At 46.3% G+C, this 13,707-nt stretch carries 10 protein-coding genes; 7 read left to right on the top strand and 3 right to left on the bottom strand.

Translation table 11 applies throughout. The features are described 5' to 3' along the window. Positions 1–598: homocysteine S-methyltransferase family protein (locus AACQ17_RS17135; RefSeq protein ID WP_094167607.1), on the top strand; the 598-nt coding region annotated here is incomplete at its 5' end. Continuing rightward, on the top strand, positions 585–2,120 hold the full coding sequence (locus tag AACQ17_RS17130) for a BCCT family transporter (RefSeq protein ID WP_094167605.1): 1,536 nt from the start codon (positions 585–587) through the stop codon (positions 2,118–2,120). The genes AACQ17_RS17135 and AACQ17_RS17130, both read left to right, overlap by 14 nt. 97 nt (positions 2,121–2,217) lie before the next feature. On the opposite strand, the gene AACQ17_RS17125 is transcribed toward AACQ17_RS17130, so the two are convergent. Together AACQ17_RS17125 and AACQ17_RS17120 are read right to left on the bottom strand one after the other, a co-directional pair. Then, entirely contained in the window at positions 2,218–3,999 is a 1,782-nt protein-coding gene (locus AACQ17_RS17125) for an alpha-amylase family protein (protein WP_094147512.1), read from the bottom strand. 197 nt (positions 4,000–4,196) lie between these two features. Next, positions 4,197–5,435: a DEAD/DEAH box helicase gene (locus AACQ17_RS17120; RefSeq protein ID WP_026028635.1), complete on the bottom strand. Its 1,239-nt coding sequence runs from the start codon at positions 5,433–5,435 to the stop codon at positions 4,197–4,199. 324 nt (positions 5,436–5,759) lie between these two features. On the opposite strand from AACQ17_RS17120, the gene AACQ17_RS17115 reads away from it, so the two are divergent. After that, entirely contained in the window at positions 5,760–6,533 is a 774-nt protein-coding gene (locus tag AACQ17_RS17115; protein WP_019282010.1) for a hypothetical protein, read from the top strand. Positions 6,534–6,580: 47 nt separating this feature from the next. On the opposite strand, the gene AACQ17_RS17110 is transcribed toward AACQ17_RS17115, so the two are convergent. Then, on the bottom strand, positions 6,581–7,948 hold the full coding sequence (locus tag AACQ17_RS17110; RefSeq protein WP_029189727.1) for an L-serine ammonia-lyase: 1,368 nt from the start codon (positions 7,946–7,948) through the stop codon (positions 6,581–6,583). 123 nt (positions 7,949–8,071) lie between these two features. Between AACQ17_RS17110 and AACQ17_RS17105 the strand changes: the two genes are divergently transcribed. The 4 genes from AACQ17_RS17105 to AACQ17_RS17090 all read left to right on the top strand — a co-directional run bounded on the left by AACQ17_RS17105 (position 8,072) and on the right by AACQ17_RS17090 (position 13,245). Next, a complete protein-coding gene (locus tag AACQ17_RS17105) occupies positions 8,072–9,541 on the top strand; it encodes a protein adenylyltransferase SelO (RefSeq protein WP_094147511.1) in 1,470 nt (489 codons plus the stop codon). 117 nt (positions 9,542–9,658) lie between these two features. Beyond that, positions 9,659–10,387 carry a response regulator gene (locus AACQ17_RS17100; RefSeq protein WP_026028047.1) on the top strand — a complete coding sequence of 243 codons (729 nt, stop codon included), beginning with the start codon at positions 9,659–9,661 and terminating at the stop codon, positions 10,385–10,387. A 2-nt stretch (positions 10,388–10,389) separates the two neighbouring features. Then, positions 10,390–11,844 carry an ATP-binding protein gene (locus AACQ17_RS17095; protein ID WP_017044591.1) on the top strand — a complete coding sequence of 485 codons (1,455 nt, stop codon included), beginning with the start codon at positions 10,390–10,392 and terminating at the stop codon, positions 11,842–11,844. A 147-nt stretch (positions 11,845–11,991) separates the two neighbouring features. Then, the gene (locus AACQ17_RS17090; protein WP_094147495.1) at positions 11,992–13,245 is read left to right on the top strand and encodes an ABC transporter substrate-binding protein; all 1,254 of its coding nucleotides are present in this window, start codon (positions 11,992–11,994) and stop codon (positions 13,243–13,245) included. Positions 13,246–13,707 lie beyond the last annotated feature (462 nt).

The raw sequence follows: 13,707 nt of genomic DNA, 5'->3' as shown, positions 1-13,707 counted from the left end.
TTCTATGCCACCGGCTATGGGAAGCTATCGGCCTGATCTCTTTCAAGCCGAAGTCGCACGAGCGATTTCACTCACTTTGTATCAAGCACAAGATCCTTATGTGGACGTCTGGTTAGCGGAGACGATTGCCAGTTTAGAAGAGTTGAGCATGATTCAATCGGTGTTTGCCTCATCAACGAAGCCTTGCTATTACGCACTGACTCTGAAAGATGACTCTAATATCGCACAATTGCGTTCTGGGCAGTCAGTGTCTGAAGCCGCAGAACAAATCTATTCTGCGGGTGGGGCGGGTATTTTCTTTAACTGCTCAATACCTGAGGTGATGGCTGATGCCATTCAACAGGCGAAAATGGTGTTGGAAGGCCGAGCGCAAAAGATTGAAATCGGCGTTTATGCAAACAGTTTTACGCCGATTAAATCGGATCACGCCGCTAACGAAACCGTACAAGCCATGCGTGAGTTTAGTGCAGAAGATTATCTCGCATTTGCCAAGCAGTGGTATGCCCTCGGTGCAACCGTGATCGGTGGATGTTGTGGCATCACCCCTCGCCATATTCAAGCACTTTATGAATGGAGGCGCAGTTTTGAAAAATCTTAATTATGGATTGGCTTTTCCTGCGATTGCGTTAGTGCTTGTTTTGTTAACGGTATCTGCGCTTTATCCAGCCACCTCTCAAGCGATGGCGGCGCAAGCTATGGGCTGGGTGAGCCACTGGTTTGGCTGGTTAGTACAGATGGCAAGTTTGGCGTTAGTGTTTTTTTTATTGTGGCTGGCGTGTTCGAAATACGGCCGCATTCGTTTAGGTGAAGAAAAAACTGAATACAGTAATTTTTCTTACGGCGGGATGATTTTTACCGCTGGTGTCGGGGCGTCACTCATCTACTGGGCGATAGGTGAGCCGATGTATTACTTACAATCACCGCCGTTATTTGCTGAGCCTAATAGTTATCCTGCTGCGGCATGGGCCGTTACCTACTCTATTTTTCATTGGGGCATTACAGGCTGGGCGATTTACTGCTTTCCAGCGATTCCGTTTGCTTATGCATTTTATGTACAAAAAAAACGCACGTTAAAAGTTTCCAGTTTGTGTTCTTCGGTAGTGGGTGACCATCCTTTGGTGGCAAAAAGTATCGATCTATTGTCGATTTTTGGTACGTTGGCCGCGTTTGCTAGCTCGCTAGCCTTAACTGTGACCTTGGTCAGCGCCGGTGTGGCAGAGCTGTTACAGATTGAGAATAGCCTTGGCTTACAAGGCACAATTATTGTGCTTTTTGTGGCGGCGTTAGTGGTTGTGATGGGGGTTGGTTTTAATCAAGGTATCAACATGATTTCTAACTGGACAGTCAGCATGGCAGTGTTGTTTGCCCTGTTTGTATTATTGGCGACTCAACCTTCTTTCATTCTTAATAGTTTCACTGACTCGCTGGGCGTGATGTTGGATAATTTCTTTAGAATGTCATTGTGGACAGACCCTGTTCAGCAAAGTGGTTTTGCACAAGGCTGGACTCAGTACTATTGGTTTTGGTATTACGCGTACTTGATTATGATGGGCCTATTCATCACGCGAATTTCTCGTGGACGAACGATTCGTGAAGTGGTTTTGTACACCATCTCGATGGGCGCTTTGGGCTGCGCATTTTTTATCTCCATTTTTGGTGGCTATGCGGTGTGGGCTCAAATGCTGGGCGGTTTACCCGTTCAGGGCTGGATGGCAGAAGGTGGCTTAACCTACGCAGTGGTTTCATTGATAAAAACCTTGCCTGGGGGAAATGGGGTGCTTGGGCTATTTCTGCTCATTCAGTTTTTATTGATGCTGACCACTATGTCCAGTGCGAGTGTTGCGACGGCGATGCTCACCACCAATGAATTGGCTTTGAATGGTGATCCCGATAATCGAGTAAAATTGCTTTGGGCCTGTGCGATTGGGCTGATCAGTTTAAGTGTATTTTTGGCTGGGGGAGGGATTGAAACCATTAAGTCGCTTTGTGTGGTCGCAGGCCTTCCTATGATGTTCATTTACGCCATCATGCTCAAAACCTTTTTACATACTTTAGGCATTTTGCCCAATCAGCATGAGCGGGAATCTGATCAAGAGCCCGTGTTAATGAAAGTCACTTAAAGCAAGCCTTAACCTTATAGCGTTTAGCAAAACAAGCCAGCACGATGAAGATGCTGGCTTGTTGTATTGAAAGAAGACCAATGACTCTCTTTGAGGTTTAAATATTATTGAGAACCATGAAATGGGTCGAAAGTGGGGTGAAGTCGATCATCACATAGCTCTCTTGTTCGTTGACGAAGAGCGTCAGCGTTTGTTGATTTAGCGGATCGAATAAAGTGTGCTCACCACAGGTTAACTGCCAATAAGTGGTCAATGCTTTAGGTAAATGCAGTTTTACGGTTTTGCCACTTGTGGCACTGAAGTTCGCTGCGATGATCAGCTTTTGTGACGGGTTAGAGCGAGCAAAGGCAAATAAGTAATCTTGTTGGTCGGAGAAGTGTTCAACATTGGCGGCGTACAGATCATGATATTCACCGGTCAGTGCGGGGCTCTGTTTGACTAAATTCAGTAATGTTGAGTAGAAATGGCGCAGCTGCTTCTCGCTCTCGTTTAATTGGCCACCATCAAATGCGCCGTTATTCATCCATTTTTGGTGTTGTGGAACACCGATATAGTCAAAAATAGAGGTGCGAGAAGGCTGGCCAAAGCCGGCATGTTCCGCTCCCGGTTCGCCCACTTCTTGCCCAAAATAAAGCAAGGTTGGTGAGCTGGATAAACAGGCTGAAATCAACATGGCTGGGCGTGCTTTATGTGCTTCCCCTGCAAATTCAGGCGAGGCAATTCTCTGCTCGTCATGGTTTTCCAAGAAATGCAGCATGTGATGCTCAATGTCGCGCAGTTGATATTCAATACGACCAATCTCTTTGGTAGAGCCGTGTCCTTGCATGATGGCTTTGAGACTATCGTAAAGGTCGACTTTGTCGTACAGATAGTCCATTTTCCCGAGCTGGATGTAATCGCGGTATAAATCTGGCTGATACACCTCTGCCATTAAAAAAGCATCGGGGTTGTGTAGTTTAATTGCCGAGTTGAGATAGCTCCAAAATTCAATCGGTACCATTTCGGCCATATCATAACGAAAGCCATCCACGCCTTTATCGAGCCAATAAAGAGCGATATCCCGAAATTTACGCCATGAATCCGGGACACTTTTGTCTTGCCAGAAAACGGCGTGTTCAAGGTGAGATAGAAAACGGTATTGCTGCGGAAGTTCGGTAAAATCTTTGCTTCCATCAGGTTTGATGCCGTAGTTTATTTTGACGGTTTCATACCAATCATCGATGTTCGGCTTGGCTAAACGAGATCCATTGCCTGTCCATTTTGCGGGGTGTTCGTAAAACGGGGTGGCTAAATCTGGGTGGCATTCACCGCCCAACGGTAGCAATGAGGTGGGAATATCTGGCAGTTTAAAGGAGGTGTCGGGTAGGTAATAGAAGTTATTGTCCCTGGCGTATTGCACACTGGTATCATCATTTTCACCAAAATCATTGACTCCGACAGGGTTATTGAGCCCTTGATATTGGCGCGCCACGTGGTTAGGGACAATGTCGATGATGACTTTCATACCCGCTTGGTGTGTACGCTTAATCAAGGCTTCAAATTCGTGATTACGCTGAGCTGGGTCGTCGGCTAAATCAGGGGTTATCGAATAGTAGTCTTTAATGGCGTAAGGCGAGCCCGCTCTACCTTTGACAACACTTGGGTGATCATTCTCTATTCCCCATGCACGGTAATCACCCACCAGTGCGTGATGTAAAACACCGGTATACCAAATATGAGTGATCCCAAGTTGATGAATTGCATTGAGTGCATCGTCAGTGAAGTCACTTAATTTACCGACGCCATTTTGTTCTTTCGTTGCCCAAGGTGTGTAGCAACAGTTTGTATTACCGAATAAGCGCGTGAAAACTTGATAGATAGTGTATTTGTTGTAAGCCATAACGTGTCAACCTAAGCGATGATGGGATGCGAGAAATAGGAGATGAGTTGCAGGCTAATAGAAGTTGATGAAGACAGAATCATCCTTGAGTAGTGATTTTGGGGCGTAGAGAGAAAGAAGGCGTAAAAGTGTGATGCGGGAATGGTTTAGTCAACAAAATCCCACCGGGCGGTGGGATTTGTAAAGAAGCATTATGCTTATGAGCGTTTTTCTTGTTTAGGGCGAGGGCTACGACGCGGTGCACTTGAGTGCTCGTTATCACGCTTTTTCAAGTGGTAATTTAAAATGGAAATAGGCACGTCTTTTTTCGGTGTGAAACCTTCAATTTCTTTACGCACAAGCAAATGTCCTAAGCGGCTTTCAATCATGCACAAGTTTTTAAAATCATCGCGTGATACGAGAGAAATTGCTTCACCGGTTGCACCAGCACGACCGGTTCGTCCAATACGGTGAATGTAGTTCTCCGCAGGATAAGGCAAGTCGTAATTCACCACTCTTTCTAAGTTATCAATATCAATACCGCGCGCGGCAACGCCCGTTGCAATCAAAAATTGCAGTTTACCTGCTTTGAAATCGGCTAATAATTTTTCACGAACTTCTTGGCTACGGCCACTGTGAAACGCCTCTGCCGCAATGCCACGCTTTTCCAGTTGGCTCGCCAGCTTTGCCGCACCGTGTTTGGTTTCGATGAAAATCATCGCCTGTTGCCATTGGTTTTCAGTAATCAAATGGCTCAGTAGTGCAGATTTTTGATCTTTATCGACAGTGATAATCCACTGCTCGATTTGATTTGGCGTGCGGTTGTAACCAGCGACATCAATTTCAATCGGATCATTAATGGCTGATTTGGCCAACTCGCGCACTGGGCGAGAAAGGGTCGCCGAAAACAGCAAGTTCTGACGGTTTAGTGGTAGGCGATCAACAATTTTATTGATGTCTTCAATGAAACCCATGTCGAGCATGCGGTCAGCTTCATCCATCACCAACACTTCAAGCTCATCAAAATGAACGGCGCGTTGGCCATACATATCAAGCAAGCGCCCCGGCGTGGCGATCAAAATATCCACCCCTTCAATCAAGCGTTGTTTTTGTTTTTGCGAATCGACACCGCCGTACATCGCAAGGCAGGTTAAGGGCAGATACTTTGCGTATTGAGTGACGTTCTCTTCCACTTGCAGAGCCAATTCGCGAGTGGGCGCTAAAATTAATGCGCGAACACGTTTGGCGCGCTGAGTTGTTCCTTGACTAAGCATCTGCAAAATGGGCAGTACAAAGCTAGCGGTTTTACCCGTGCCGGTTTGCGCTGCCGCAATGACATTTTTACCCGTCAAAATGGCTGGGATTGCCTGTTCTTGAATCGGTGTTGGGGCAGAATAGCCGAGTTCGTGAACGGCTTTTAAGATTGGATCGCTCAATCCTAGGTTGGAAAATGGCATGCGGGCTCTCAGAGTTAAAAAGTCAAAACAGTTAGCAAGCGATGGCTTTCTCATCGTAAGGCGCTACGCCCTAATACTTTGAGTGCAACTCATCGCAAATTCGGCGCATTCTAGCATGAACTTTTCAAATGCGGTGAGATACCTCAGTGTCAGCGATTGTCTCTTTATTCAGAATAGCGCCTCGTTGCCGAGTCACTAATATGAGATACCAATAAGATTGTTATCAATGAGTGCAGGGAGTTGGATTGGCATCACAGAGCTTTTAGAACAAGTGGGATCTATTTTCGATATATTAACCTTACTTATTTGTCAGGGAATAGATTCATGGAATATCAGCAGCTACCGATTCAGTATACTGTGGTCAGTGCGTTAAAATTAGTCCAAAAAAATTGGCTGACTCTCATGCTGCAATCTTCACCTTTTTTGGTGGTGAATCTCTATTTCACGATTGGTGTTGTTGACTTTGATGATCCACAACAGTTGTTCACATTAACGAATGTCATTGTTTATGTGCTTTATACGGTAACGGCGGCGATGGCGACAGTGCGCTTGCATCGTTTGGTTCTGCTGGGTGAAAAATCTTGCCGTTTGAGCACGATTTTTTATTTAAGTTCGCGTGAATTGCGCTTTATTGGATGGTGGGCTGCTTTAGGCGCTATGCTGTTTGCCATTCTAATCATACCCATGTTTATCATTGGCTCGCTGGCAAATATAGTGACTATGCCAATGTGGTTAATCCAGCTTTGTACCTATGCCGCAATGCTGCCTATTGGCTGGTTTATCTCCCGCTGGTCATTAGTTTTGCCAGCAACAGCACTAGATCATCAACCTAGAGGTTTGAGTGTCGCGTGGCAAATGTCAAAGCCCCACGCCAAAGCACTATTTGTGCTGATAGGCGTGATCCCCATGCTTATCAACGCACTACTACAGCCCTTGTTTAATCTGCATTTTCTGCCATTGACATTACTATTGTCACTCGTCTGGTTAGTAGTTTGTGCGGTTGAGATTTGTGTGTTGTCGCTCAGCTTTCAGTGGATTGTGCAGCGAGAAGCGATTACTCAGAACCAAGAGTTACGCATTCCTGAATTTACCGCTTAAACAAGCCCTGTATTCACACAGGGCTTGATGAGGATTGAACGGTATTACTACTCACAAGGTGGTGATAGGTGGATTAACGCTAAGCCGCCTAACGAGGTTTCACGATATTTCCGATTCATATCTTTCCCCGTCTGGTACATGGTCTCAATCACTTTATCTAGAGAAATTAAGCATTTGCTGGTCCGTTTTAAGGCCATGCGTGAAGCGTTAATCGCTTTCACGGCTCCCATTGCATTGCGTTCGATGCAAGGGACTTGAACTAAGCCACCCATTGGGTCGCATGTCATACCCAATGAATGCTCCATGGCAATTTCAGCCGCCATGCAAATTTGTTCGTTGCTGCCACCTCTTAGTGCGGTCAACCCTGCCGCTGCCATTGAGGAAGAGACTCCAATCTCCCCTTGACAGCCTACTTCGGCCCCCGAAATAGAAGCATTGGTTTTGTACAAAATACCAATAGCGCCAGCCACGGCGAGAAAATCTTTCAACTGCTTAGTGTCAAGCTCTCGGATAAAGCGGTGGTAATACATTAATACGGCGGGTATCACTCCTGCCGCGCCATTGGTTGGCGAGGTGACCACTTGCCCTCCCGCTGCATTTTCTTCACTGACCGCGAAAGCAAACAGGTTAATCCAGTCCATGATCTCCATTGGGTCACTTTCAATCGCCGCGTTAGCTTCCAGCTTTTTGAGCAGTGCTGGTGCGCGGCGCGTGACATGCAACCCACCTTCGAGAATGCCTTCCGTTTCAAAGCCGCGCTGCATGCAGAGCGACATCACTTTCCAAATTTGATCGGCTTTGTGGTTAATCGTTTCAAGATCATGAAACGCTATTTCATTGCGCAAAACGAGACTGCCTAAACTTAAGCCATGTTTTTCGGCTTTAAAGAGTAATTCATCAGCAGAAGTAAAAGGAAATTCGACCTCCACGGGTGCATTTGCACTACCGTGTTCCAACTCTTTGGCGGTAGCAACAAAACCGCCTCCCACCGAGTAGTAAGTTTCAAAGGCTAGCGTTTCTCCTTGCGCTCCAAAAGCGGTAATCGTCATACCATTTTCATGTAAGGGAAGATTAGTATTTTGGAAGAGGAGGTCAGTTTTTAGCTGGAATGGAATGAGCTTTTTTCCCGCTAAATTAAGCTCACCGTGTTCAATAGCATGCGCTAGCGCTTGATTGGCGCTGGTGATTTTGATGGTGTCAGGCTTATTGCCCAGCAGACCTAATATCACGGCGCGATCAGTGTGGTGGCCACGTCCTGTAAGTGATAATGAACCGTAAAGGTCAATTTGCACTCTTGCCACTTGCGTTAAATCAGCAATGATTTGGCTAAATTGATAGCCTGCAATCATTGGCCCATTGGTGTGTGAGCTAGAAGGGCCCACACCAATTTTAAAAATATCAAAAATGGATAACATCGACTTCACCTTGAATGTGACCTGTAATAGGTGACAACTTTGCCTAATAATACCCTAGTCTAGAGCTCAAGTATTTGCTAACGTGCAAAAGTCTAACCAAAAACCATATTATGAGGACTTCGCATGTCGATTTGGGATCAAGTAACACTGCACACTCGCTATGGTGAATTACCCTCGGTTTTTTATTCTCAAGTGAACCCAGCGCCTTTAGACAATGTGCGTTGGGTTGCTTGGAATGCCTCACTGGCTGGGGATTTGTCTTTACCAACACAACCTAATGATGAGCTACTGCACAGCCTGTCTGGCCAAGTTATTCCCGCGCAATTTAAGCCATTAGCGATGAAATACGCGGGCCATCAATTTGGTATTTATAACCCTGATCTAGGTGATGGCCGTGGGTTACTGTTGGCCGAAATCGAGAGTAAAACGGGTGGAGTGTATGATCTGCATTTGAAAGGTGCAGGGCTTACGCCTTATTCGCGTATGGGGGATGGCCGCGCCGTACTGCGCTCCACTATTCGTGAATACTTGTGTAGTGAGGCGATGGCGGGTCTTGGGATTGCGACCACAAGAGCATTAGCGATGATGAGCAGTGACACGCCCGTTTATCGAGAAAAACAAGAGCGAGGGGCGCTGCTGGTACGTGTAGCGCAGAGCCATATTCGCTTTGGTCATTTTGAACATTTTTTCTATACCAACCAATTAGCAGAGCAAAAGCAACTGGCTGATAAAGTGATTGAGTGGCATTACCCTGATTGCCTTACACAAGAAAAACCTTATGCGGCCATGTTTAGTCACATTGTTGAGCGTACTGCTAAGATGATTGCCGATTGGCAAGCGGTTGGATTTGCCCATGGTGTGATGAATACCGACAACATGTCTATCCTCGGTCAAACCTTTGACTACGGTCCTTTTGCTTTTCTCGACGATTATGAACCGACTTATATTGGCAATCACTCCGATTATCAAGGCCGCTACGCGTTTGATCAGCAGCCGCGTGTGGCGTTGTGGAACCTGTCCGCTTTAGCACATGCATTGTCACCGTTAGTGGAAAGAAGCGATCTGGAAGCGGCTCTCGCTCAGTTTGAAGCGCAGCTCGGCCGTTATTTTAGCCAGCAAATGCGTCGTAAATTGGGGGTGTTGGCCTCTCTGTCCGGTGATTCTGTGTTGTTTGAGCAAATGTTTGAGTTATTAACCAAAAATCACACCGACTACACTCGCTTTTTCCGGCAACTATCCAACTTGGATCGAGAAGGGGAGCAACCTGTATTGGATCTCTTCATTGACCGCGCTGCCGCTCAGTCTTGGCTTGAACAGTATCTGGCTCGTTGTGAGCGAGAAATCGACAGTTCGGGGAACGCAATTTCGATTGAGCAGCGCTGCGCAGAGATGAGAAAAGTGAATCCGAAATATATTTTGCGTAATTATTTGGCTCAACAAGCGATCGATAAAGCAGAACAAGGTGATTACCAACAAGTGCACCAATTAGTACAATTGTTAGCCAACCCTTATGCCGAGCAGCCGGAAAAGAGTCATTTTGCCCAGCTTCCTCCTGAATGGGGGAAAAAAATGGAAATCAGTTGTTCCTCATAAGTAACGCATTTTGTGATCTCTATCTAGACAGAATTCAAACTTTACATAAATATCAATAATCAAAAAAATGGCCTATAGCTACACTAGGCCGATCAGTTGAAAATATGGATAGTGGACATGCAGGCAAGAACGCGCATTCTAGTCGTGGATGATGACGAAGAGATTCGGCAATTATTAGATGAGTACTTGACGAAGTCTGGTTTTGATATCGTCACCACCGCGGATGGCATCGAGCTATTAGCCTATTTGGAACGCAACAGTTATCCCGATCTTATTTTGTTGGATGTGATGATGCCCGGAGACGATGGTTTTACTTTATGCCAAAAAATCCGTCGTCATTCGAACGTTCCTATCATTATGTTGACCGCGGTTTCTGATGAAACTGACCAAATCATTGGTTTAGAAATTGGCGCGGATGATTATGTGGCGAAACCTTTTAACCCGCGTCAGTTAATGGCGCGCATCAAGGCTTTGCTGCGCCGGGTACAAGTCAATGATGAAAAAACAACCGATGCGTTGCCCAAACAAATTACGTTTGGTGATTGGCAGCTCGATACCTTGTCACACCGAATTACACATCTAGAGCGTGCCGATGAGCATGACTTGTCGGGCAGTGATTTTGCACTACTGATGCTGTTTTTAACCCGGCCTAAGGAAGTGCTTGATCGCGATACCATCTCATTTGCTACTCGTGGACGTGAAGCGCTCCCTTTTGAGCGAGGTATCGACGTGCAACTTAGCCGTTTACGTCAGCGATTGGGTGATAGTGCAAAATACCCTCACTATATTAAAACCATGCGTGGCAACGGTTATATTTTGGCCGTTCCGGTCAGTTACGGCCATTAAAAATGACGCTAAGACGTCTCTTTTCACGCTTAAAACCCAACTCTCTTGTCTCACGAACACTGCTGCTGACTTTGTTGGCGGTGGTGATAGCGCAGGGCATTGCAACGGCGATTTGGTACAGCCAATCTAAACAAAAAGAGTTGGAAGGGATCAGTTCCGTTTCTTCTAGCATGGCAGGTATGTTTGCTTCCACCGTGACCTTTTTTCAATCACTACCCGTCAAGTATCGGCATATCGTGCTGGATCAAATTCGCAATATGGGGGGAACCCGTTTTTTTGTCTCATTCAATAAAGAGCCATTGACTGTGGAGCCGATTATCGATACGCCGCTCAAGCGAGCTTCAGTCGATGCAGTGAGGGAAGTGTTGCAACAAAAGCTCAATAACGTTGAGAGTATTCAAGTTGAATTTACCAAACCAGAACATTTGCGGTTACTAAAAAACGATATTTTTCTCAGCGACTTACCCAAGTCGTGGGCCTACCATACACTCACACTTGAACCGCTAAACCCGCCAGTGTTGGTGGTGCAAATCGAACTATCAAGCCATGAATGGGTTTACGTGGCGGCGCTACTTCCCGCCCCATACGTGAAACTGGATGACACTCTGTTAAGAAAAGAGCAGATCTTATTTCTCTTTTTTTCCACCACTATTTTGTTAGCGTTGACCTACTTGCTTATGCGCCGCCAAGTTCGGCCACTGAGAAATTTAGCCAAAGCGGCGAATGAGATGAGTATGGATATTGCCCAGCGTCCCTTGCGTGAAGAGGGGGCGACAGAATTGATCACGGCGACCCGCGCATTCAATCGTATGCAGCAACGAATTCGACGTTACGTGGCCGATAGAGAGCATCTGTTTTCGGCCATCTCTCATGATTTAAAAACACCCATCACCCGCTTACGCCTAAGGGCTGAATTGCTCGAAAGCGATGTTAAGCGCGAAAAATTTAACCGCGATCTCGATGAGCTAGAGATGATGGTTAAAGGGGCATTGCAGTGCGTGCGAGATACCGATTTACACGAAAATAACAGCAGTATTGATCTCAATGAGATGATTCAGACGATTGCTGAAGGGTACAACTTAACTCGCCAAGTGGTCCATTTTACGCCTACACAGCTTGAACCGATAATCGCTAAGCCTTTAGCTATTCAACGAGTATTGACAAACTTGATTGGCAATGGCGTGAAGTATGGTCAGCAAGTGTGGGTGAAGTTGGAAGAAAATCCAGAGTGGGTGGTTATCACCATCCAAGACCAAGGCCCGGGGATCCCGATAGATAAATTAGAAGCGGTCTTTGAGCCCTATTTTCGCCTTGCCGATGATGATCAAGGCCACGGTCTTGGCCTTGGAATATGCCGAAGTATTTTACATGGACACGGCGGAGATCTCATTTTACGCAATCCAGCTCATGGTGGTCTGGAAGCACAAGTCTTTATCCCACCTACGTTAGCGGTGTAGTGTAACGCTTTCGTTACGTTAAAATTACGGTTTGTTTCAACGAAAAAAATTTTCTTTGATTAGACTAGTAGGTAAACGATCAGCACTTTAATGGTTAATAAAAGTTTGCGAATCAGGTTTGCCGAATCAAAACCAAGGAAGATGATGATGAAATTTCATAACACTCTGCTTGCTTTATCTTTCCTCTCTGTTTCTTTCATCCCTTCGACTCACGCTGGTGAAGTGGAAGTACTCCATTGGTGGACTTCCGGTGGCGAAGCCAAGTCGATAGCTGTGCTCACCGAAATGTTGGAGCAGCAAGGCCATAGTTGGAAAGATTTCGCTGTCGCAGGTGGTGGTGGTGAAAGTGCCATGACGGTATTGAAAACGCGCGCGGTGTCGGGTAACCCACCGTCGGCGGCTCAAATTAAAGGACACGATATTCAAGAATGGGCGGGGCTTGGTTTTCTCACGAATCTTAATGATGTAGCCAAACAGGGTGGTTGGGATGAAGTCGTACCACCGATGATCACCAATGTCATGAAGTGGAATGGCCAGTATGTGGCCGTGCCAGTTAACGTGCATCGCGTCAACTGGTTGTGGGTTAACCCTGTGGTACTGGCTAAAGTGGGTGCTAAAGTGCCAACTACGTTAGACGAGTTTTTTGTTGCGGGCGATAAGATCAAAGCCGCGGGTTATGTGCCACTGGCGCACGGTGGTCAACCTTGGCAAGACGCGACGGTTTTTGAAACGGTGGCGTTGAGCGTTCTTGGCTCACAAGATTACGTGAAAGCGTTTGTTGAGCTCGATATGGCTGTGCTCGCGGGCGACAAAATGGTTGACGTGTTCAGCCAGTTTAAAAAAGTTCATGACTACATTGATGTTAACTCTCCAGGCCGTGATTGGAACGTTGCGACTTCAATGGTGATAAATGGTGAAGCGGCGATGCAGATCATGGGCGACTGGGCAAAAGGGGAGTTTACCGCAGCGGGCAAAGTTGCGGGTAAAGATTACCTGTGCGTGGCCGCGCCAGGTACGGCCGATCAATTTATCCATAATGTCGATAGTTTTGTCTTTTTTGAGCTAACTGATGCAGACAATAAGCAGGCGCAAAAAGCGCTAGCCGCCACGATCCTAGATCCTAAATTCCAAGAGGTATTTAACCTCAACAAAGGCTCGATCCCGGTACGCACAGATATGAATATGTCAAAATTTGACCAGTGCGCGTTGGACTCAATGGCGGCCTTTAAAGCGACGGCTAAGTCCAACAACCTTGTGCCCAGTATTGCCCATGGTATGTCGACAACCAGCTATGCCCAAGGCGCGATTTTTGATGTCGTAACGAACTTCTTCAATGATCCAAAAGCGGATCCAAAACAAGCAGCACAAAAACTAGCGAAAGCGGTGAAAGCTGCGATGTAGCCCTAACCCCCAGAGTGGGTAGGTTTTTTAGCCTGCCTGCTCACCCTCTTCTTGTAGCACACCACTTTCTGTGTGCTACTAACATAATCTGTCGGTTCTAACCAATTAGCGCGCTCTCCGATAAAGAGCTCGGGGGGAGTGCCCAAACTAGGCTTGCTGTTTGGGCGGAGGGTGCGCTTCCTTCCTGTTTCACATTTTTTCGTCATTCTCATCGCCACCCTCTGATGGATTTAGCTGGGTGTCATTTCCCACCCAAAATTCATATTCCTTGGGTCATTTTCTACCCATTTTTGCTTTCTATCATAAGATTCTATGGGTTGTTGTTAACTGAATAGCTGGTGACACCTTATGGTTACTGGCTTGTTAATGAAATGTGTCATGTTGGCTTGTTAATTGCCTTATAGAAAACAACCAGCACCCATTGATGGGGCTGATATGTTCAATCAAGGAGAATAATAATGT

This window comes from Vibrio sp. V10_P2A27P122 (genome assembly GCF_963874335.1).
GTDB classification, from domain to species: domain Bacteria; phylum Pseudomonadota; class Gammaproteobacteria; order Enterobacterales; family Vibrionaceae; genus Vibrio; species Vibrio anguillarum.
Note: the sequence above shows the minus strand (reverse complement) of the source record. Positions and strands in the feature narration are given on the sequence as shown.

What these genes read in the sequence shown, in the direction of transcription:
- AACQ17_RS17125 (WP_094147512.1), bottom strand. Translation starts at nt 3,999, where the DNA reads ATGGCTTACAACAAATACACTATCTATCAAGTTTTCACGCGCTTATTC.
- AACQ17_RS17120 (WP_026028635.1), bottom strand. Translation starts at nt 5,435, where the DNA reads ATGCCATTTTCCAACCTAGGATTGAGCGATCCAATCTTAAAAGCCGTT.
- AACQ17_RS17115 (WP_019282010.1), top strand. Translation starts at nt 5,760, where the DNA reads ATGGAATATCAGCAGCTACCGATTCAGTATACTGTGGTCAGTGCGTTA.
- AACQ17_RS17110 (WP_029189727.1), bottom strand. Translation starts at nt 7,948, where the DNA reads ATGTTATCCATTTTTGATATTTTTAAAATTGGTGTGGGCCCTTCTAGC.
- AACQ17_RS17105 (WP_094147511.1), top strand. Translation starts at nt 8,072, where the DNA reads ATGTCGATTTGGGATCAAGTAACACTGCACACTCGCTATGGTGAATTA.
- AACQ17_RS17100 (WP_026028047.1), top strand. Translation starts at nt 9,659, where the DNA reads ATGCAGGCAAGAACGCGCATTCTAGTCGTGGATGATGACGAAGAGATT.
- AACQ17_RS17095 (WP_017044591.1), top strand. Translation starts at nt 10,390, where the DNA reads ATGACGCTAAGACGTCTCTTTTCACGCTTAAAACCCAACTCTCTTGTC.
- AACQ17_RS17090 (WP_094147495.1), top strand. Translation starts at nt 11,992, where the DNA reads ATGAAATTTCATAACACTCTGCTTGCTTTATCTTTCCTCTCTGTTTCT.